Source organism: Adlercreutzia muris (assembly GCF_041223505.1).
Lineage (GTDB): Bacteria > Actinomycetota > Coriobacteriia > Coriobacteriales > Eggerthellaceae > Adlercreutzia > Adlercreutzia muris.
In genome coordinates this window covers 86,746-108,019 of record NZ_JBCLQK010000007.1, presented here as the reverse complement: position 1 = coordinate 108,019, position 21,274 = coordinate 86,746, and the positions used below count along the sequence as shown (strand labels likewise).

The following is a 21,274-nucleotide window of genomic DNA, read 5'->3' as shown; positions in this document are numbered from 1 at the left end:
CGGGGGAACGTTTAGCGGGCGCGGCGCAGGCGCCGGCGGGCGAGGAGGGCGGTGCCCGCCGCGAGGGCCGCCCCGGCCCCCAGGGCGAAGCCGGCCGCCAGGTCGTCGCCGGTCTGGGCGAGGCGCTTGGCGCGGATGGTGGTGCCCTCGTCGGGGTCGCCCTCGGCCGGGATCACGCCGCCCTTCTCATTGGTGCCGGGGGCGTAGGCGGTGGGGCTTACCACGCGCTCGCTCTCGCGCTCGAAGGACGACCAGCCCGCCGGCGGGTCGAAGGGCTGCCCCGCCTCGGGGTGCGTCCCGTCCGGATCCCAGGCTGAGGGCGGTACGCCCAGGGCCTGGGCCGTGTTGCCGATGTCGGCCCCCAGGGCCTTTTCGGTCACCAGCGCGTCGAAGACGAGCGTGACTGCCTGCCCGCCGTAGAGGTGCCCCGCGGCCACGGCTAGGATGCGGGTCTTGTCGTCGTAGGCCTCGTCGGAAACGGGGACGACCGTGCCGTCGGCCAGAGTCATCTGGATGCTCTCGCTCACCGGCTCCAGGCCCGCGGGCACGTCGTCGCGGATGACGGCGTCCATCCAGCTGGTGGCCGGGCCGTCGTTTTTGAGCGTCACGGTGTAGCGCACGATGTCGCCCACATAGGTTTTCCCGTCGCTGCGGGTGGTATTCTCGGCCTCCTTGGCCAGGGTGATGTCGCCTTCGGCGGGATCGGTGCCCACGAGGACGGGCGGCTCTACCGGCTCAGTGCCCTCCGTCGGCTCGCCAGCCGGGGGCGTGGTCGGCTTTCCCGGATCGGGATTGGCGGGCACGCTGTCGGGCCCGATCGAGGGCACGGTGCCATGGGCGAAGGCCACGTTGGCATTGTCGGCGCCCAGGGCGTCGGCACCGACGGTCACCTCGAAGGTGAGCCGTGCCTCCTCGCCGCCCCACAGATCGCCCGCGGTCACCGCGATGGTGCGGGATGCCCTGTCGTAGGCGCTGTCGTCCACGGCGATCTCGCGGCCGTCGGACAGGACGAGCTTGAGCGACTTCGCCACCGGTTCCATGCCTGCCGGCAGCGGGTCGGCGATGACGGCGTTCAGCAGGCAGCTGTGGGCGGCGCCGGTGTTCTTGAGAGACACGGTGTAGCGCAGCACGTCGCCGGGCTTCGTCACCTTGGCTCCGGGGTTCGCGACGTTCTCCACCGTCTTGGACAGCGTGGTGGAGGGGTCGGACGGCGCCACCGTGGCCGGTCCGGCCGGCAGCGCTGGATCGGAGGGATCGGGGTTCTCGGGCAGCTCCTGGCTCGGCTTGTCCGGGTCGGGGCGCGTGCCTGTGGCGCTGGCGATGTTCGCGAGGTCAGAGGCGATGTCGCGCCCGGCAGCATCGGTTCTGACGGTGCACTCGAAGGTGAGGGTCGCCTCGCCTTCGCCGTAGACCGCGCCGACGGGTACCGTAAGGGTGCGCTTGCCGTCCGCCCCGGCGGCTTCCAGCTTGTACTCGCCGAGCTTCGGGGCGCCGGTGGCGCTCGCGAGCTCCTTGTTGAAGCCCTGCGAGGGATTGGTCAGGTGCACGGTGCCCCTGTCCAATTCCAGGCAGCTCGGCAGGGGATCGACCAGCACCACGTCGTTCCAGGCAGAGCCCGCGGCGCTGTTCGTGGCCTTCACGACGTAGCGGATGCGGTCGCCGGGCTGGGTGGGGCCGTCCGGGTGAGTGAGGTTCTCGGCGGTCTTGGTCACGGCCGTCTCGGGGGCGATTTGCGGGTTCGGCTTCACGGTCACGTCGAACTCGAACACGGTGCCGGTGTAGGCGCCATTGGGGGCCTGGCTTACCGTGAGCTTCGTGTTGCCGATGGCCTCGGGATCGACGACCAGGGTGATCTTCCCATCGGCATCGCGCACGGGGTTGCCCTCGTCGTCCCGCACGACATCGGCGGTGATGATGCGCCCGTCCTCAGTGGTCACGGTGATGGGGCCGGAAGAGGGGGTATCCAGCTTCAGCGTCACGCGGCCGGGATTTGGCTCGTCCTCGCCGTGCTTCTGATAGACCGTCTCGATGGTGCCGGTGTACACGGTGGTGCTCGGTTTTGAGGGGTCAACCGGTTTCGGATCGGGGTTCACCTCGATCTCGGTGTCGGCGGGATTGGAGGGGTCGTCGGGGACGATCGACGGCTTTGGGTCGATGGGGTTGATGGCCACAGTATCGCTCGGGGCGCTCTCCGGGTCGTCAGCGGGGTTCACGCTCTCCCGGTAGTTGGCCGGGGCCGTGTCGCCGCTCTTCGGCGGCAGGTACTGCACCGACACCTTGTGCTTGCCGTCGCCGGTGGCGTCCGGTACGAGGAAGTCGGCGTCGGAGGGCTTGAACACGTAGGTGAAATCGGTGTAATGGCCCGTGGTGTCGTCGCCCTTGCGCTCGGCGTTCTTCTTGCCGGCCTCGGTGGCGGCCCGGGTGGTGGCGGGTTTGTCCTCGAAGAGGATCTCGATGGGCTCTCCCACAGCCTCGCCGTCCACGAACAGCTGCACGTAGCCCTCCGGTGCGGCGCAGGTGGGCTTGGTGGCCACGCCGACCGGGTCGGTCTTGGCGCGGCTGATGCGGGCGTTTACCTGAAGCTCCTTGTCGGAGTCGTGGTGCTCTTCGCCGGGGGCCGAGTCTTCCACCCATTGGGCCTCAACGAGGGCCACGGCGGAGTTCGTGGGCTCGATGACGCACCAGCCCGTGGCGCGGTGGCCCCAGTAGCTCTCCTTGAAGCCCTCGGTGTTCGAGAATTCCGTGGAGGTCATGGTGAACTTCATGATGCCCGCGTCCGTGGGCATGTCCTTGTCGCTGTCCACTTCGGGTCCGATGGCCTGGGGCTCCGTGTCGCCGCCGGGCAGGCGGTCGAACAGCTGGTACTTGTAGGTGACGGCGTCGCCGTTGGTGAGCTCGCGGTAGATCGGCTCGCCCGTGTCCGGGTCCTTGCCGATCTCCTCCAGGGTGGCTAGCTTGTTTTCGTCGCTGATGACATAGGCTTTGAACGGCTCGCCATCGTAGTACTTCTTCAGCTTCTCCAGGTACTTCTGGGGCAGTTCGAAATCGGCGTAGCGGCGCAGCTTGCCGTCGGTGCCGGTTCCGGGCGGCCGGAAGAGGGGGAGAGGAGTGATCTCGGTGGGCTTGCCGTTCTCGTCCAGCTTGTCGGTATTCAGGTAGGTGAAGTCGACGGTGATCTCGCTGTTTTGGATGACCTGCTCGGGCAGCCACAGGTACAGGTGCCCCTTGTCGAACTCGGCCGGGGCGCCGTAGTCGTACTCTTTGCCGTCTACCTTCAGCTGCCAATCGGTGAGCGCGTAGGTTTCGGCGCCCACATCGCTCGTGAGGTCGATCTCCACCATCTTGATGGGTTCGCCCTGGTCGTTGGTGGCGCTGCCGTCGAAGATGAAGGAGCCCGCCCCCAGGCTGTTGCCGATAGAGCCGCCGGTTATGGTCACCTTGGCGCCCGGCGCTCCGATGTCGGCGGGCTTGTAGGCGCGGCCTCCGGTGGGCAACAGCGTGCCGCCCGTGAGGATAATCTCGTATTCTGAGCTGTTGCCGCCGTCGCAGCCGGTGCCGAAGCCGCGGCCGTGGTCGCCGCCATTCGAGATGACGTAGCCCCCGTTGATACGGATGTTCCCGGTCTTCGCTTGCACGGGGCCGCCTCCGATGCCGGGGCCGTGGTAGGCGCCCTGTGCGGCAACGCGGCCTCCGTTAATGGTGATCCACTCGTCGGGACCGGTGCCGTCGGCGCCTTCCGGGCCGGCCGACCCTATGCCCGCCGCCCAGTCGTGGGTGCCCGAACCCGATCGGTCGTTGCGGCCTCCGATGGCGGTGATGATGCCGCCGTTGATGGTGATGTTGCCGCCTGCTTCGCCATAGGGCGAGCCGATGGCCGCCCCCATGCCGTTGCCGACGTGCTCGGCGTGCAGCTCGCCGGGATTGGCGCCGTCCATCTTCGTGAGCGGATCGCCCACCTGCACCTCCGTGCCGTTCTCAAGATGATAGGGCTCGAGGGCCGCGGGGTCGTCGGGGTCGAGATCGGGATTCTTCGGCATGAGGCCGTCGACGGGAGTTATGAGCGTGCCCTTGTCCGTGCGATTGGCCACGGCGTCATCGATGGAGAGGGACGATCCAGTGCCGCAATGAAGCACGGCGCGATTGTCGGTGGTGGCATCGCCGCTGGGATAATTGGCCTGGAAGATGTTTTTCGCTCCGTCGGCGAGCACCAGGGAGCAGGAGGCTCCTGTTTCCAAGTCGAGGGGCGCCTTCCCCAGAATGCCGATGCCGGCCAAGGTGATGTGCGCGTCACGTTCGGCGGGAATGAAGATGCCCACTGCTGATTTCGCCGCCGGCCAGCCCTGGGCGTCGGCGGTCTGGTCGGAGTTTCGGATGGCGAAGTGCTTATCCGTGTTAACGGTGAGGGTCTTCGCTGCCTCGTCGTAGGCGAAGTCGCCGGCGGTCACCGTGTCGCCGTCCACTCCCCAGATGGTGAAGTCGGCGATGGTGAACGAGCCGGCTCCTGGAGCGACCGCCGCTTGCGCTGTCGCGTCGAGCGGGAAAGCCGTAGGTCCTTCTTCAGAGGCGATGACTGCGGTGCCTTCTCCGCCGGTTGCGAAGGCGGTGGTGGCATCGGCCAGGGAGATTGCTGCCGCGGAGGCGGCTTCGCCAGCTCTGGCCTCGGCGGCCAGGGCGCCCGTGGGAAGCATGAGGCCGCAGGCGAGCACGGCAGCCAGGGCCGCTCGCAGGGGTCTTAGGGCTCTTCTCGTCATGGTGCATCTCCTTGGTATGTCGAGGGGCTCCCGCCGGTTGGGGGAACGGCAGAAGCCCCGAGGGAACGTTTAGCGGGCGCGGCGCAGGCGCCGGCGGGCGAGGAGGAGGGCGGTGCCCGCCGCGAGGGCCGCCCCGGCCCCCAGGGCGAAGCCGGCCGCCAGCTCGTCGCCGGTCTGGGCGAGGCGCTTGGCGCGGATGGTGGTGCCCTCGTCGGGGTCGCCCTCGGCCGGGATCACGCCGCCCTTCTCATTGGTGCCGGGCGGGTAGGCCGCCGGGCTCTCCACCTTCTCGCTCGCGCGGTCGAAGGCCTCCCAGCCCGCGGGCGGGTCGAAGGGCTCGCCGGCGGCGGGGAAGCCCCCGTCGGCGTCGGGGTCCCACTGGGAGGGCAGCGTGCCCAGGGCGGCGGCCACGTTGCCGATGTCGGCCCCCACGGCCTCCTCGGTGACGAGGGCGTCGAACGCGAGCGCGATCTCCTGGCCCCCGTAGAGGCGCCCGGCCGACACGGACAGCCGCCGCGTCTTCTCGTCGTAGGCCTCGTCGGAAACGGGGACGACCGTGCCGTCGGCCAGGGTCATCTGGATGCTCTCGCTCACCGGCTCCAGGCCCGCGGGCACGTCGTCGCGGATCACGGCGTCCATCCAGCCGGTGCCCGGGCCGTCGTTCGCAAGCACGATGCGGTAGCGCACGGTGTCGCCCACCCGGGTCTTGCCGTCGGCGCTCGTGGCGTTCTCGGCGGTCTTGGCCACCCTCACGTCGCCGTCGGCCGGGTCGTTGGGGATGACTACGGCCGGTTCCGCGGGCGGATTATCGGCCTGCACAGGCTCGTCCGCTCCGGGTGCGGGCGCCGGCTCGCCGGGAGTTTCCTCGGAGACGTCCACATCGGGCGTCTGGGATGGCACGGTGCCGGTCAGGGCGGCCACGTTGGCAATGTCGGCGCCCAGGGCCTCGTCGGTCACGGTGCACTCAAAGGTGAGGGTGGCCTCCTCGCCGCCCCAGAGGTTGCCGGCGAAGACGGCCACAGTGCGCGACGTGCTGTCGTAGAGGTCATCCGTCAGCTCGACGGGCTTATCGGTGCCGGGCAGCGTCAGCCGCCAGCTGTTGGGCACCGGCTCCAGGCCTGCTGGCAGCGGGTCGGAGATGACGGCGTTCACGAGGCAGCTGCCCGCATCTCCGGTGTTCTTCACGGTAATGGTGTAGCGAAGCACGTCGCCGAGACGCGTGACCTTGGCGTCGGGGCTCGTCGTGTTCTCCACGGCCTTGCTCAGGGCAAGAGCCCCCTCGGCCGGATCGGCCGGGGCCACGGTGTCGCCGCCCTCGGGCACGGCCGGCTTCGATTCCACCGGATCCACCGGCTGCTGGTCGCCCTTGGGGTCGGTGGGGTGGTCGCGGGTGCCCTCCGCCTCGGCGGTGTTGGCCAGGGGCGCTGCCGCCTCGTCGCGGCCGGTTATGCCCTGCTTGACCGTGCACTCGAAGGTGAGAACGGCGCTTGCGGCGCCCCAGACGGTGCCGGCGGGGGCGGTGAGAGTGCGCTTGCCGTCGGCACCCGCTGTGCCGAGCCCGTACTCGCCGAGCTTGGGGGTGCCCGTGGCGGCGGAGAGCTTCTTGTTGAAGCCGTCGGCGGCATTCTTCAGGAACACGGTGTCCTCTACCAGATCGAGGCAGGCGGGCAGATCGTCGGTGACCACCACGTTGTTCCAAGCGGAGCCGGCGGCGCTGTTCGATGCGGTGACGGTGTAGCGGATGCGATCGCCGGGCTGGGTGGGGCCGTTCGGATGGGTGAGGTTCTCGGCCACCTTGGTCACGGCCGGGGCCGGGGCGATGGCCGGGTCGGCCTTCACGGTCACGTCGTACTCGAAGGTGGTGCCCGTGTAGGCACCGTTGGGCTCCTGCTTGATGACGAGCTCGGTCTTGCCCACGCCCTCGGGGTTCACCCGCACGGTGATATTGCCGTCGTCGTCGCGCACGGGGTTGCCGTTCTCGTCGGTCACGACCTCGGCCTCAACGATGGTGCCGTCGGCTGTGGTGACGGTGATGGCACCGGAAGAGGGCGTCTTGATTTTGATGTCCACGGCCCCGGGGTTCTCGTCGGCGCCGGGGGTGGGCTTCTCGTAGATAAGGTTCAGACTGCCATGATAGGTCTTGTCGCCGGGCTTGGCGGGGTCGGCGCCGGGCTTGTCGGCCTCGGGATTGTCGTAGTCGGTGTCCAGGGAGGGCTGCGACTTGTCCGGATCGGCATCGGGGTCGGCGGGCAGATCCACGGTGGGGTTCGGGTCGATGGGGTCGATGGCCACCTCGGCCTTGGGGGCGTCCTCGGGGTTGTCGGCGGGGTTCACGCTCTCCAGATAGTTGGCCGGGGCCGTGCTGTCCAGATCGGCCACGTCCTCGTGGTCGGGAGGCAGGTACTGCACCGATACCACGTGCTTGCCGTCGGTGGTGGCATCGGGTACGAGGAAGTCGGCGTCGGAGGGCTTGAAGGTGTAGGTGAAGTCGGTATAGGAGCCGCCCTTGCCGTTGTCGACGCGGCGGGCATTGGGGGCAGGCTTGTCGCCATCGGCGTCGCCGCTGTCGGCTCCGTCGCCGGCTGCCAGGGTCGCCACGGCGCTCGTCAGGGCCGCGCGGGTGGTCGGGGCGGCAGCCTCGGGGAAGACGATCTCGATGGGGTCGCCTACCTTGTTACCGTCCATGTACAGCTGCACATAGCCCTCAGGGGCCTTGCACGTGGGTTGGGTGGGTTTGCCGTCGGGCTGGGTGTCGGCGCGATCGATGGTGGCATGCAGGGCCAGCTCCAGATCGGAGTTGTGGTGCTCGGCGCCGGGGGCCTTGTCGTCGACCCACTCGGCGTTGATGAGGGACACCTTCGAGCCGATGGGCATGATGTCGCACCAGCCGATGGCGCGATGCCCCCAGTAGCTTTCGCGGAAGCCGGCCAGGGCGGGGTCGTCGGAATTGGAATACTGGGTGGAGATCATCGTGAACTTCATGGTGCCCACATCCGAGGGCATGTCGTTGCCGGTGCTCACCTCCGGGCCGATGGCCTGGGAGCTCTCGTCGCCCTCGAAGGCGGGGCGCTTGGTGAAGCGCTGGTACTTGTAGGAGACGGCGCTCTTCATGTTCAGCACCTTCGGGAGCTCCTCGTCGGTGGTGATCCAGTTGTCCTTATCGTCCAGGTCGTAGGCGGCGAAGGGGGTGCCGTCATAGTACTTCGTCAGCTTGTCGGTGTACTGGGTGGGCAGCTCGAAGTCGACGTAGCGCTTCAGGATGTCGCCCTCGCCGGGGTTGCGGAACAGGGGGTTTACTTTCTGCACCTTGCCGTTCTCGTCCAGGTAGGACAAGGTGACCGACACCTGCTTGTTGGTGGCCGCGGGCGGCAGCCACAGGTACAGCTTGCCGTCGGTGAACTGGGCGGGCGCGCCGTACTCGTAGGGCTCGCCGGCCACGGTGAGCTCCCAGTCGATGATGGCGTTGTTGCCGTCGGTGATGGGCTTGCCGGTCTCATCTTTCTTTATGACCTCGGCGGACAGGTCGATGGCGATCATGGACACGGCGGGGTTGTCCGTGCGGTCGGTGTCCACGGGCCATATGCCGAAGGCAGAATCGTAGCTGTGATCGCCGTTGATGAAGGCCTGGAACAGCTCCTTGCTGCCGTTGACATCGCCGATGCGCACGGAGCCGCCGATGACGCTGACGGCCCCGCCCTGGGCGCCGATGGCCATGGAGACGCAGGAGGTGAGGGGCTTCGGATTGGTTTTATCAGCCTCTGCCCTGCTTGTGTCGGGGAGCACCGTACCGCCGGCGATGACGATTTCGTGCCCCTCGTTCCAGGAGCAGCAACCCTGGCCGATGGCGTTGCCGTGCTTGTCGGAGTGGGGCTTCAGCACGCCGCCGTTGATGTAGATGTCGCCGGCCCAGGTTTTGCTTTCGGGGGCGACGGTGTCGGGGCTTCCATGGCTCGTGTAGACGAGTTTGTTGGGCAGGGTGTCCTCGAAATGGTAGGCCCCCGACTTGGCGCATATGGCCCATCCGCCACCGCCGATGGAGGCGCCGTGGTAGGAGGTCCAGCTCTCGATGACGCCGCCGTTGAAGGTCATGGTGCCGCCGCTTCCGCAGCTGCCGCCGCCGATGGAGGCGGTGTAGGCGCTGCCGTTGCCGGCTCCGCGGGCATGGGTGGTGATGATGCCGCCGTTGAAGGTCATATCGCCGGCATCCTCGTACTGCACGCTGCCGATGGCGGCTTCCAGGGTATTGCCCGTCACGGTGAGCTTGCCCGTGGTGAGGGAGCCGTCGGGGTTGCGGTTGGCGTTCTCGAGCAGGGACAGGCGGTCGTCGCCATCTTCGGTGCCGGCGGTGCGGGTCACGCCGTCGTTGCCGATGAAGGTGGTGCCGGCGGGAATCTTGCCCGGATAGTTGGCGGGGTCCATCTTGATGGGCTCGCCGGCAGTGGTGACGTTGGGGATGTGGTCGTCGATGACCAGCTCGGTGCCCTCGCCGCAGTGGATGCCCGCGCCGCGCTGACCATCGGTGGCCGTGATGGTGTTGTCGGAATTCTCGGCAAGGGTGATATGAAGCCGCGTCTTGGGCTCGGCAGTGGTGCCGTCGTCGTTGCGGTTGCGCTCGATGTGCACGGGGATAGGGGAGTCGATGCTCACGTTGTCCAACGTGATGTTCGCCTGCACGCCCGGGTTCACCCAGATGGTGACGTTCTGCGTGGCGGTAGGGAAGCCATCGGTGGTCAGGGTGAGTTCGGCTGTTCCCTTGATGACGAGTTTGTGCAGCTTGTCGGAACGGGTTCCCGAACCCTCGAAGGCGTGCCTGACGTAGTCCACTTCCTCGAACTCGAAGTCGACGCCGGGAGTGCCGCCGGTGACGGTGATGCCGAACTGGTGGCGGTCGGTCGAGTCGGCCGCCGGGGCCGCATCAGCGGCGGGAAGGGCGCTCGCGGGGGTGGCGAGAGCGGGGGAGGGGGAGCCGTCGGCCGCGGCCGACGGGTCGTCCGGGCTCCCGTCGGGGACGACGGCCTCGCGGGGAGCCTCGGAGAATTCAGTTACCGCGTCATGGGGGGGGGTCTCACTGTTCTCGCTGCCTGCGGCCAGGGCCGCTGTGGGCATCATCAGACCCCAGGCAAGCACGGCCGCGAGGGCTCCTCGCAGCAGACGCCCCTTTTGGTTTGCCTTCATATCCTGCTCCTTCTCTCGGTGAGCACAGCCCCGCCCGCACTTGGATACGCGAAGCGTTGCCGATCTGTCAGCATACTGTGGCCGAGTGTACACCTTCGGCCACCTCATCGCAAGAAAAAGCCGTCATCCCAAGAGGAGCGGCCTCCCTGCCAAGGGCGGGACGGCTCCGCTACTATATATAGTATTGCGCCCGCGGCCAGCTGCCACGGTGGCGCCCGGTCTCCGGACGTCCCTCCGCGCTGTGCCGGCCGCTGCGCCCGCCGCCGCTCCGCCACCTTCCGCCTTGCATCCGCTGGCGGCAGTTTTGGGCCTTGGATGGGGAAATTGCGGGCGATACTGGCCAAGGTTGGCCCGGTGTGGTATAAACAATGCACACTGTGCAAAGAGCCGCGCAGACATACTTTCGCGTTCGAGAAAGTGGGCATGTCCCGCTTTCTTTTGTTGTTAGGCCCCAAACGGCCGGCGCGGAAGCCGATAGCAGAGGCGACGGAAGGCGAAAGGAGGCCCCATGCTGACCGGTAAGGAGCAGATGCTCTTGGATGCCCTGGAGCCGCGCGCTGCCTCCGAGGGCGTCGAGATCGTCACCGTGGAGATCGTGGGGTCGAAGAAGGCCCCCACCATCCGCGTGTACATCGACGCGGAGGGCGGCGTGAGCTTCGACGAGCTGGCCCGCACCCAGTCGTGGATCGGCGATCTCATGGACGAGCTGGACCCGTTCCCTGGCGCCTACATGCTGGAAGTGTCCTCCCCGGGCATCGACCGGCCCCTGCGCACGGCCGAGCACTTCAACCGCTTTGCGGGGCAGACCGCCAACGTGAAGACCCGCGGGCCCATCGAGGGGCGCAGCTCGTTCACCGGCGAGCTGGCCGGCTTCTCCGACGGGGCTGTGCGCCTCATCGTGGAGGGCGAGACCATGGCCATTCCGCACGACCAGATCAAACGAGCCCGGCTCAAGGGCTCCGTTGATTTCAGCTCTTAGGGAAAGGAAGACAGAGAAAGTGGCAAGTTCAGAGTTGATCGAGGCATTGCAGGCGCTGGCCCATGAGCGCAAGATCGACGAGTTCTACCTCATCGAGCGCTTGGAGCAGTCGCTCGCCAAGAGCTACGAGCGCATTCTCGACCTGGAGTGGGACGCGCGCGTGACCATCGACCGCCAGACCGGCAAGATCTACGTCTACGAGCTCGTGCCCGTGGGCGAGCCCGATGAAGAGACCGGCGAGTACAGCGAGTTCGAGGAGCGCGACGTGACCCCGGCCGATGTGAGCCGCATCGCCGCCCAGAACGCCAAGGGCGTCATCTCCTCCCTCGTGCGCGAGGCGGGTCGCCAGTCCATCTACGACGAGTTCCGCAACCGCGTGGGCGATCTGGTGACCGGCACCGTGCTGCAGGGCACGCCGGACTTCACCATCATCAAGATCCGCGATGGCGTGGAGGCCGAGCTGCCCCACTACGACGCCAAGCGCAACCCCGGCGAGCGCAACGAGCGCCCGGCCAACGAGCACTACCGCCACAACCAGCGCCTGAAGGTACTCATCATCGAGGTGCGCGATCCCAACGCCGACAGCCCCCGCGCCCGCGGCGAGCAGGCCCGCCCGGCCATCGTGGTGTCCCGCACCCACCCGGATCTCATCCGCCGCCTCTTCGAGATCGAGGTCCCCGAGATCTACGACGGCGTGGTGGAAGTGAAGTCCGTGGCTCGCGAGCCCGGTGCCCGCTCCAAGGTGGCCGTGGCCTCCCGCGAGCCGAACCTGGATCCGGTGGGCGCCTGCGTGGGTCCGAAGGGCTCCCGTGTGCGCATGGTGGTCGAGGAGCTGCGCAACGAGCGCGTCGATGTCATCCAGTGGGACGCCGACCCGGCCGTCTACGTGGCCAATGCCCTGTCCCCGGCCAAGGTGTCCCGCGTCACCATCGACGAGGACAACAACTACGCCACGGTCATCGTGCCGGACGACCAGCTGTCCCTGGCCATCGGCAAGGAGGGTCAGAACGCGCGTTTGGCTGCTCGCCTGACGGGCTGGCACATCGACATCAAGCCCGCGAGCTTCGAGGGCGCGTCCCTGGTGAGCGATGCCCTCATCGATGAGGTGGAGGAAGATGACGACTTCTGCATCTTCGTCGGCGAGGACGGCACCCGCTGCCGCAACCACGCCCGTCCGGGCAGCCAGTACTGCGGCGTGCACGCCGACGGCGACGAGTAGCCGCGAGCGGGAGAGTAGCACGACCGATGCCCATCCAGACGAACAAGCGCCAGCGCACCTGCATCAGCTGCGGGGCTACCCGGGAAAAGGGCGGCCTCTTCCGCATCGTGCGCCCGGCTGAGGGCCCCGTGGCCTTCGACGGCTCGGGCCGCCGCTCCGGCCGCGGCGCCTACGTCTGCTCGGGAGCATGCCTCGCCGCCGCGAGGAAGACCAGGAAGCTTGAGCGCGCCCTGCGCTGCAAAGTGACCGATGAGGATTACGATCGCGTTCTTCGCGAGCTTGCTCTCGCCGAGGCGTCGGAACAGAATGAGGAGTGATATATGGCCAGCATGCGTGTCCATGAGTTGGCGAAGGAATTCGATATGTCGAGCGCGGATCTGCTCGACCGCCTGAAAGATATGAAGATCCCCGCGAAGTCCCACGCGAGCATGCTCAACGAGGCCTACGTGGACAAGATTCGCAAGAGCCTGGAGCCGGAGATTCGCGCCCGCGCCGGCGCCCTGGCCGCCGAGGAGGCTGCGGCCCTCGCGGCTGAGCAGGAAGAGGCCGCCCGCTTGCGGGCCGAGGAAGAGGCCGCCCGCAAGGCTGCCCGTGAGAAGGAGCTGGCCGAGCGCGAGGCCGCCCGTGCCCAGCGCGAGAGCGCCCGCGCCGACGAGCCGGCCGCCGAGGGGCAGCCGGTACGCAAGGCCCCGGCGCCCAGCTCTGCCTTCGCGAGCCTCGAGCAGCAGATCGCCTCGGAGAAGGAGCGCGTGGAGCGCGAGCGCGAGGCCGCCCGGGCCCGGGCTCGGGCCGAGAAGGCCGCCGCCGAGGTGGCCAAGAAGCGCGCTGTGGAAGAGGCTCTGCGCCGCGGCCACAAGAAGCCCGCGAAGGCCGTCCCGGCCGCCGAGGCTCCCAAGGCCGCGCCGGCGCCGGCCCCTGGGGCCCGCAAGGCCAACTTCGACTCGCTGCTGTCGCAGATCGAGGCCGAGAAGCAGCGCATGGAGGCCCAGAAGAGCGCCGAGGCCGAGGCCCGTCGCTCTGGCCGCGGTGCCGGCAAGAAGGGCAAGAAGGGCTCGGGGCATCAGGTGGTGCCCGAGCTGGAAGCCCAGCAGGCCGCCATGCCCGAGGATCGCTACGCCCAGATGGCCGTCCAGGCTGAGAAGCTTCAGCGCGACAAGGTGCTCGCCGAGGCTCGCGCCGCCGTGGCCGCCGCCACTACCCACGAGGGGGAGGGGCGCCGCAAGAAGCGCAAGGAGAAGCGCGAGGCCGAGGCCCGCGAGCGCGCCGAGGCCGAGGCCATCGAGCGGGGCCTGGACCCGACGCTGGTGCTGGACGACTCCGTGGTAGAGATTCCCCAGGGCGCGACCGTGGCCAAGTTCGCCGAGCTTCTGGGCGTGCAGCCCAACGACGTCATCAAGCGCCTGTTCATGCTGGGCCAGGTGCTCACGCTCACCCAGTCCATGAACGACGAGACCATGGAGCTCATCGCCGACGACATGGGCCGCAAGGTGCGCGTCGTGTCGCCGGAGGAGGAGTACGCCGTGGTGTACAACGACTCCGAGGCCGACCTGAAGCCGCGCCCGCCGGTGGTCACCGTCATGGGACACGTCGATCACGGCAAGACCTCGCTGCTGGACGCCATCCGCGACACCGGCGTGGTGGCCAGCGAGGCCGGCGGCATCACCCAGCACATCGGCGCTTCCGTGGTGAACATCGGCGATCGCCAGATCACCTTCATCGACACCCCGGGCCACGAGGCCTTCACCGCCATGCGCGCCCGCGGCGCCCAGGTCACCGACGTCATCGTGCTCGTGGTGGCCGCCGACGACGGCGTGATGCCCCAGACCATTGAGGCCATCAACCACGCCAAGGCGGCCGAGGTGCCCATCGTGGTGGCCGTGAACAAGATCGACAAGCCCGGCGCCAACCCCGATCGCGTGCGCCAGGAGCTCACCGAGTATGGCGTCATCCCCGAGGAGTGGGGCGGCTCCAACATGTTCGTGGAGGTGTCGGCCAAGAAGAAGCTGCACATCGACGATTTGCTGGAGACCATCATCCTCCAGGCCGACGTGCTGGAGCTGAAGGCCAACCCCGACGCGGAGGCCTCCGGCTTCGTCATCGAGGCGAACCTGGACAAGGGCCGCGGTCCCGTGGCCACGGTGCTCATCCAGCGCGGCACCCTGCACACCGGCGATGTGGTGGTGGCCGGCACGAGCTACGGTCGCGTGCGCGCCCTGGTGAACCCCCGCGGCGAGCACGTGAACGAGGCCAAGCCCGCCGACCCGGTGGAGATCCTGGGCCTGAACTCGGTGCCCACCGCCGGCGACGAGTTCCGCGTGTTCGAGGACGAGCGCGACGCGCGCAAGCTGGCCGAGGAGCGTGCCCTGCGCGCCCGCCTGGCCGCCCAGGAGACCAAGAGCCACATGAGTCTGGACGACCTGTTCAGCCGCATCGAGGAGGGCAAGCAGACTGATCTGAACCTCATCGTGAAGGCCGACGTCCAGGGCTCCATCGAGGCTCTGCGCGACGCCTTCGACAAGATGGACCAGTCCGAGGTGCGCATCAACATCGTGCACTCGGCCGTGGGCGGCATCACCGAGACCGACGTCACCTTGGCCGCCGCCTCCGATGCCATCATCATCGGCTTCAACGTGCGCCCCACGGGCAAGTCCCGCGTCCAGGCCGAGAAGGAGAAGGTGGATATCCGCCTGTACCGCGTCATCTACCAGGCCATCGAGGATATCAACGCGGCCCGCGTGGGCCTGCTCTCGCCCGACATCGTGGAGGTGGACACCGGCATCGCCGAGGTCCGCGACACCTTCAAGGTGCCGAAGGTGGGCACCATCGCCGGCTGCTACATCATCGAGGGCGAGATCAACCGCGACGACAAGGTGCGCATCGTGCGCGACGGCACGGTCATCTTCGAGGGCCACATGGCCAGCTTGCGCCGCTTTAAGGACGACGTGAAGAGCGTGAAGCAAGGTTACGAGTGCGGTATCGGCATCGAGAAGTTCCAGGACCTCAAGGTGGGCGACACCATCGAGGGTTATCAGGTCAAGGAAGTCGAGCGCACCGAGTAGGCAAATCTTACAGTTCATTGCGGCTTTCCCGAGTCGACAAGGCTCGGGAAAGCCTTTGTCTATACTAGAACTATCTGTCCGCCACTACTTAAGGAGATGGCGTTATGAAACAGAGCGCTTCCAATCGCAAGGTGAACGAGCAGGCCCGCGAGGTGATCGCCTCCATTCTGCTGTTCGATGTGTCCGATCCGCGGCTGCATCTGGTGACCATTACCGGCTGCGAGGTGAGCTACGACCGCTCGGCCTGCAACGTGTACTACACCACCGATCCCGAGCGCTATGCCGACGTGCAGGCCGCCTTCGAGCAGGCCGCCGGGCACATCCGCTCGCTCATGGCCAAGAAGCTGTCCTGGCGCGTGGCGCCGGAGCTGCGCTTCCATCGCGACAAGTCGGTGGACCAGGCCGAGGCCATCGGCGCCGCCCTGGCCTCTGAGCGCGAACACCAGCAGCAGCGCATCGTGGAGGAGACCATCGGCGAGGATCGGGAGTTCTAGACCGATGGCAGTAACTCCCCAGACCAACACCACCCTGGCCGCCATCGCCTGCGCCCTGCGAGAGCGGGACCATTTTGTGATCTGCGGCCATGTGAGCCCCGATGGCGACTGCCTCGGCTCGCAGCTGGCCCTGGCCGCCGCTCTGCGTCAGGCGGGCAAGCAGTGCGCCTGCGTGCTCGCCCGCGACGAGGAGCCGCCGCGCGACCTGGCCTTCCTGCCCGGCTTCGACGGGCTGGTGCCTGCTGCCCGCTACGAGGGCCCCTGCGAGGTGTTCGTGGCGGTGGACGTGCCCACGACCGAGCGCGTGGGCGATGCAGCGCGGCTGCAGGCGGCCGCCGATCTCACGGTGACGGTAGACCACCACGCGGTGCCCGAGGCCATGAGCGTGCTCAGCTACACCGACCCGGACGTCGCTTCCACGACTATGCTCGTCTGGGAGCTCGCGGCGGTTCTGGGCGCCGAGCGCGACCGCATCGTCGCCACCTGTTGCTACACCGGGCTCATGACCGACACGGGTCGCTTCCAGTATCAGAACGCCGACGCGGCCGCCTTCGCCGCTGCTGCCGAGATGGTGGCCGCCGGCGCCGAGCCCGCGGTCATCTCCCGCCGCATCTACCAGAGCCGCTCGCTCGCCTCTATCCTCTTGGAGGGGCGCAACGTGGACCACATGGCCCTCTCGGCCGGTGGCTCGGCTGCGCTGTCCTGGCTGTCCCAGGCCGACTTCGAGGCGTGCGGCGCGTGCAAGGCCGACGCCGAGCCCATGGTGGACGTGCTGCGGGCCATCGACGGTGTGGAAGTGGCCTGCATGCTGCGGGAGCAGCCCGACGGCGAGATTCGCGGCAGCCTGCGGGCCAAGGGCGACGCCGATGTGGCCGCCATCGCCCGCGCCTTCGGCGGGGGAGGCCACACCGCCGCGGCCGGCTTCACGTTCGCCGGAACCCTCGTCCAGGCCGTCGATGCCCTGGCGGAGCGGCTCGGCATCGAATGCCCCGTGCGCCCCGGCGAAGGGGTGCGCTAGATGGCCAAGCGCGGAACGACCGACCTGTCCCTCATGGTGGCTGTGGACAAGCCCTCGGGGCTTACGTCCCACGACGTGGTGAACCGCGTGCGCCGCATCTTCGGCGAGCGCCGGGTGGGGCACACCGGCACCCTGGACCCGCTGGCCTCGGGCGTGCTTCCCGTATGCATCGGGCCGGCCACGCGCCTGGACCACTACCTCGTGGGTCACGAGAAGTCCTACGTGGTGTCCATCGTCTTCGGCGCCGCTACCGATACCGACGATGCCGCCGGCGAGGTCATCCGCACCGGCGAGGTGCCCGAGGAGGTGTTCGACCCCTTCTTCGCTACCACCTTCGTGGCCAGCTTGGTGGGGAAGTCTAAGCAACTGCCCCCGGTGTACTCCGCCATCAAGGTGGGCGGCAAGAAGGCCTGCGACGAGGCACGCCGCGGCCGCATCATCGATCTGACGCCCCGCGACATCGAGGTGTTTACCGCCGAGCTGCTCGGCATCTGGGGGGCCGACGGCACCGAGGCGCCCCGCTGGGACGTGGCCTTCACCGTGTCGGCGGGCACCTATATCCGCTCGCTCGCCCGCGATGTGGGCAATGCCCTCGACTGCCCGGCCCACGTGGGGGCCCTGCGCCGCACGGCCGTGGGGGCCATCGTCCTGGACGAGTGCGTGAGCTTGGAGACGCTGGAGGATATCGGCCTGCGGGCGGCCCTCGACCCGCTGCGGGCCCTCGGGTGCCGCTTCGCCTATGTGGGCGACGAGCTGGCCGCCAAGGTGCGCAACGGCAACGCTGTGGCCGCTGCCGGGCTCACGATCTGCGAGCGCCGCTGCGCCGATGCCGCCTCAGAGTTGTGCGCCTGCACGGCTGGGGTGCGCGAGAGCTGCGAGCCCTTGACCCGTGACGAGACCATCGCCTTGGTGTACGATAACCGGGTCATCGCCCTGTACACATACGACGCCGATCGCCGCCGCCTGGCGCCGCGCTGCGTCTTTCCGATAGGAGTCATCCGTGGCCATAGTGATCTCTAGGAACGATCCTGCCTACGACGAGGCCTTCCTCGCCGGAGCCTCCGTGGCTTTCGGCGTGTTCGATGGCGTGCACGAGGGGCATCGCTTCATCATCGGCGAGGCCGTGGCCTCGGCGCGAGAGGAGGCGGCCCGAAGCGCCGTCATCACCTTCGACATCGACCCGGACGAGATGTTCGCCCCCGGCGGGCTGAAGAAGCTCATGACCAACGAGGCCCGCATCGCCAAGCTCGCCGAGCTGGATGTGGATGCGGTGGTGCTGCTGCCGTTCTCCCGCGAGTTCGCGGCCCAGGCGCCGGCCGATTTTCTGGAAGCGTGCTTCGGGGGCGGCGCTCCCCGCCACATCCACATCGGCCACGATTTCCGTTTCGGAGACCGCGCCTCGGGCAACGTGGCCGATTTGCGGGCATGGGGTGCCGAGCGCAATATGGAGGTGCACGGCCACGACCTGGTGGCCGAGGGCGGCGAGCCGGTGACGGCCACGCGCATCCGCGGGGAGCTGGCACAGGGCCGCGTGGCCGAGGCCGCCGAGCTTTTGGGCCGTCCCTACAGCGTGACCGGTATCGTGCGCCCGGGCCGGGGCGACGGCCGCGACTTCGGCTTCGCCACGGCGAACTTGGAGATCCCGCCGATGCTGAACGTCATCGGGCCGGGAGTCTACGGCTGCTACGCCATGGTGGAGGGCGCCCGCTACAAGGCCGCTGTGTCCACAGGCGTCGCCCCTATGTTCGCCGACCGCACCACCGCCAACATCGAAGTGCACATCCTCGATTTCGACCGGGATATCTACGGTCAGCCCATCGAGGTGGAATTCATCGAATGGCTGCGCCCCATGATCGATTTCCCCACGGTAGACGAGCTCATCGAAACCACCATGGGCAACATCGCCTGGGTGCGCGAGAATTTGTAACCCGTCGGCCGATCATCCCAGCTCCGAGGGGGGGGTGCCGTGCAACCCGTAGGGCAACGGCGCGGCCCGTGGCGCGTCTCTCGGCTTACTCCCCGAACAGCTGGGCGTGCTGGATGATGCGGTAGCTCTTGAGGGCGTCTTCGGCCCGCTGCTGGACGTCGCTCTCGACGGCCTCGCCGAACCAGTGCCAGGCCCCCTCGCCGTCCCGATAGCCATTCAAATTGATGGCCGGCAGGACCCCGCGCAGGGCCCGCTGGTAGCGGTCCTGCGGGGTTTCGGGCAGGCCGGCCGCCTCGGTGAGCAGGCTGCGCAGGTAGTTCAGGCTCGTCACGTCGGCATCCGCGATCTTGGCGAGCCGGTTGCCGTACTGAGTCCGGGCCGCCGCGTTCGCCCAGATGAAGTAGGGGGTGCGGTAGCGCTGCTGCACCTCTTCCAAGGGCGATCCATCCACGCTATGGCCGTAGGTCTTCAGGAACAGCCAATCGGCGAAGCCGGGCTGGTGGTCGCCGAAGAACACGACGATGGTGGGCTCGTCCCGGGCGTTCAGCTCGTCCACAAGCCAGCGCAGATCCTCGTCGGACTGACGGATGGCGGCCAGAAACTCGTCCACCTCGGCGCTTTCCACCTGCTCGGATTCCAGGTGCACCGCATCGGCCGGGGGCACGAGGCCGGTGTCGTAGCCGCCGTGGTTCTGGATGGTCACATCGAAGACGAACTGGGGCGCCTCACCCTCGTCGATCTTCTGGAGCGCCCGCTCGTAGGTGACCCGATCGGTCACGAGGTCGCGGAACGTGGCGGCCCCTTCCATGGTGGTGATGTCGTCGAAGTCATCGAAGCCGAGCTGCTCGTAGATGCGGTCTCGGCGCCAGTTCGACGCCTCGGCCGGATGAATAGCGTGGGTGCCGTAGCCCAGTGCCCGGAAGGCGGCGGCCAGGTTGTCCACCCCTTCCAGATCGTAGAGCACATAGGGGTACACGCCGCCGCCCATGTTGCCCATGGAGGCGCCGGTGAGGAACTCGAACTCGCTGTTGCAGGTGCCCCCGCCCATGGCCGATACGTACACATCGCCGCTGGCCAGGGCATCGGCGGCCACCTCGCGGAAGAAGGGAGGGGCGGCGTTGGCGTCCTCCAGGCCGGGGTAGCTGGACAGGTCCGAGAAGGTCTCATTCATGATGGCGATGACGTTGGGGCCGTCGTAGGGGAGCATGCCCTCGACTGCTGCGGTCTCCCCGTCGTCGGTCGCCGCTGCGGGGAGGGTGGGGATGTCCCCGTTCGGAGGCGCCATGTCGGGAGGGGCTCCCACGGGCCCGTCGGCGAAGGGGGCGAGGATAGCGTCCACGGCCTCGGCCGAGTAGCCCTCCGGCGGCTTGGGGGTGAGCTCCTGGGCCCGGGACAGGAAGCACAGCGCGGTGCCTTGGGTGCCGTAGGAGCCCCGCACGTCCCACACGTCCACCTTCACGGCGCACTGCTCGCGGATATCCACGGCGTTGAACTGGAGCGCCCCCGCAACGACAAGCAGTATGGCGCCGAGGCAGTTCACCGCCGCATCCCACCGCGTTACCTTCCGTTGGGGGCAGCCCAGGGCGAGCGCGACGGAGAAGGCGGCGAAGGCCCCTAGGCACGCGGCCAGGCGCGGTGTGAGGAACAGGCTGTAGCCGCCGGCCACCGAGGCGGCTGTGGACAGGGCAAACAGATCGGCTGGCACGATGGGCTGGCCCTTGAACTCGATGAGGAAGAAGTTGGCCGTGCCGGCGGCCAGGCACAGCCCGACGAACACCGCCAGGGAGGCGCGGGTGCGCTGGCCGACGAGGAAGACGATGGCGCAGCCGAGGGCGAGGATCAGCAGATTCGGTATCATGTGGGAACGGGGAATAGCAAGGAATTCGGCGTTCCAAGGCGCTTCCAGCAGACAGAAGCCGAGTAGTACCGCACCGCAGAAGAAGGCGAGGCGCGCAAAGGCGGTTCTCGTGCCAACTAGCGATGCGGAAAAGGGCCCGCGCGGCCGATGGGCGACCGTGCGGGTCGCATCGGCTGCGCTGCCGGCAGTTGATGCGTCGCCCGCGGCTTCGGCTCGGTCGTCCCGATTGCCAGTTGCGTCGCCGATCGGCTTTTGAGTAGCATCGTTTCGCTTGCGCGATCGGCCGCCGCCCGCCGTTGTCCCTGTATCCATCGACCCTCCGAGTATTGAAAGCATTGCAGCTGCACAACATAGCACGCCCACAGTCGATCGTCGGCACCATTAGGCGCGAATAGGCCGCGTACCGGCCATTTTCCAGCACTTCTTCATGTTTGGGGTGAGAAGAAGCCCCGCTCGACGATGACCGTCGGGCAGATCCAACCGCGCGATTGCCCCGCTGATGGCGGCCCGAGAGTCTCGGTACGGCCGCGAGACGGCCCGCGCGAGCCGAGCGGTCACGGGCTGGCCTTGCGATGGCGGCGGGACGGGCGTTGGGCGCTCTCGGTGCGGCCGCGGGATGGTCCCGGGACGGTCCGCGCGAGCCGAGCGGTCACGGGCTGCGCTCGTGCAAGCAAGATAGGCCTTCTCGTCAAAATCTGAGACTTTTTAGGGTGGCATCCGTCGCGGGAAGGGGATCGTGCGGAGGAGCCGTGATTCGCCCGCGCGCCCGCGGAGGCAGGAACCGTGCGGACCGA

At 68.0% G+C, this 21,274-nt stretch carries 11 protein-coding genes; 8 read left to right on the top strand and 3 right to left on the bottom strand.

The annotated features are described in order from the left end of the window. Positions 1–11 precede the first annotated feature (11 nt). Positions 12–4,751 carry a hypothetical protein gene (locus AAK988_RS08090; RefSeq protein ID WP_369872473.1) on the bottom strand — a complete coding sequence of 1,580 codons (4,740 nt, stop codon included), beginning with the start codon at positions 4,749–4,751 and terminating at the stop codon, positions 12–14. A 69-nt stretch (positions 4,752–4,820) separates the two neighbouring features. Then, positions 4,821–9,926 (bottom strand): hypothetical protein, encoded by a 5,106-nt coding sequence (locus tag AAK988_RS08085; protein ID WP_369872472.1) that lies wholly within the window; start codon positions 9,924–9,926, stop codon positions 4,821–4,823. Positions 9,927–10,434: 508 nt separating this feature from the next. On the opposite strand from AAK988_RS08085, the gene rimP reads away from it, so the two are divergent. The 8 genes from rimP to ribF all read left to right on the top strand — a co-directional run bounded on the left by rimP (position 10,435) and on the right by ribF (position 18,622). After that, a complete protein-coding gene (gene rimP, locus AAK988_RS08080) occupies positions 10,435–10,905 on the top strand; it encodes a ribosome maturation factor RimP (protein ID WP_369872471.1) in 471 nt (156 codons plus the stop codon). Between the two features lie 19 nt (positions 10,906–10,924). Further along, positions 10,925–12,124, top strand: coding sequence for a transcription termination factor NusA (gene nusA, locus AAK988_RS08075; protein WP_160324448.1), 1,200 nt, complete (start codon positions 10,925–10,927; stop codon positions 12,122–12,124). Positions 12,125–12,150: 26 nt separating this feature from the next. Next, positions 12,151–12,441, top strand: coding sequence for an RNase P modulator RnpM (gene rnpM, locus AAK988_RS08070; RefSeq protein WP_135971704.1), 291 nt, complete (start codon positions 12,151–12,153; stop codon positions 12,439–12,441). Between the two features lie 3 nt (positions 12,442–12,444). Continuing rightward, the gene (gene infB / locus AAK988_RS08065) at positions 12,445–15,183 is read left to right on the top strand and encodes a translation initiation factor IF-2 (RefSeq protein WP_369872470.1); all 2,739 of its coding nucleotides are present in this window, start codon (positions 12,445–12,447) and stop codon (positions 15,181–15,183) included. Positions 15,184–15,287: 104 nt separating this feature from the next. Further along, a complete protein-coding gene (gene rbfA, locus AAK988_RS08060; protein WP_151429942.1) occupies positions 15,288–15,677 on the top strand; it encodes a 30S ribosome-binding factor RbfA in 390 nt (129 codons plus the stop codon). A gap of 4 nt (positions 15,678–15,681) precedes the next feature. After that, positions 15,682–16,695 (top strand): DHH family phosphoesterase, encoded by a 1,014-nt coding sequence (locus tag AAK988_RS08055; protein ID WP_369872469.1) that lies wholly within the window; start codon positions 15,682–15,684, stop codon positions 16,693–16,695. Further along, on the top strand, positions 16,696–17,715 hold the full coding sequence (gene truB, locus AAK988_RS08050) for a tRNA pseudouridine(55) synthase TruB (protein WP_369872468.1): 1,020 nt from the start codon (positions 16,696–16,698) through the stop codon (positions 17,713–17,715). Next, positions 17,696–18,622, top strand: coding sequence for a riboflavin biosynthesis protein RibF (ribF, locus tag AAK988_RS08045; protein WP_262999722.1), 927 nt, complete (start codon positions 17,696–17,698; stop codon positions 18,620–18,622). The genes truB and ribF overlap by 20 nt, the downstream gene beginning before the upstream one ends. An 85-nt stretch (positions 18,623–18,707) precedes the next feature. On the opposite strand, the gene AAK988_RS08040 is transcribed toward ribF, so the two are convergent. Then, positions 18,708–20,480 (bottom strand): LTA synthase family protein, encoded by a 1,773-nt coding sequence (locus AAK988_RS08040; protein ID WP_369872467.1) that lies wholly within the window; start codon positions 20,478–20,480, stop codon positions 18,708–18,710. Between the last annotated feature and the right edge of the window lie 794 nt (positions 20,481–21,274).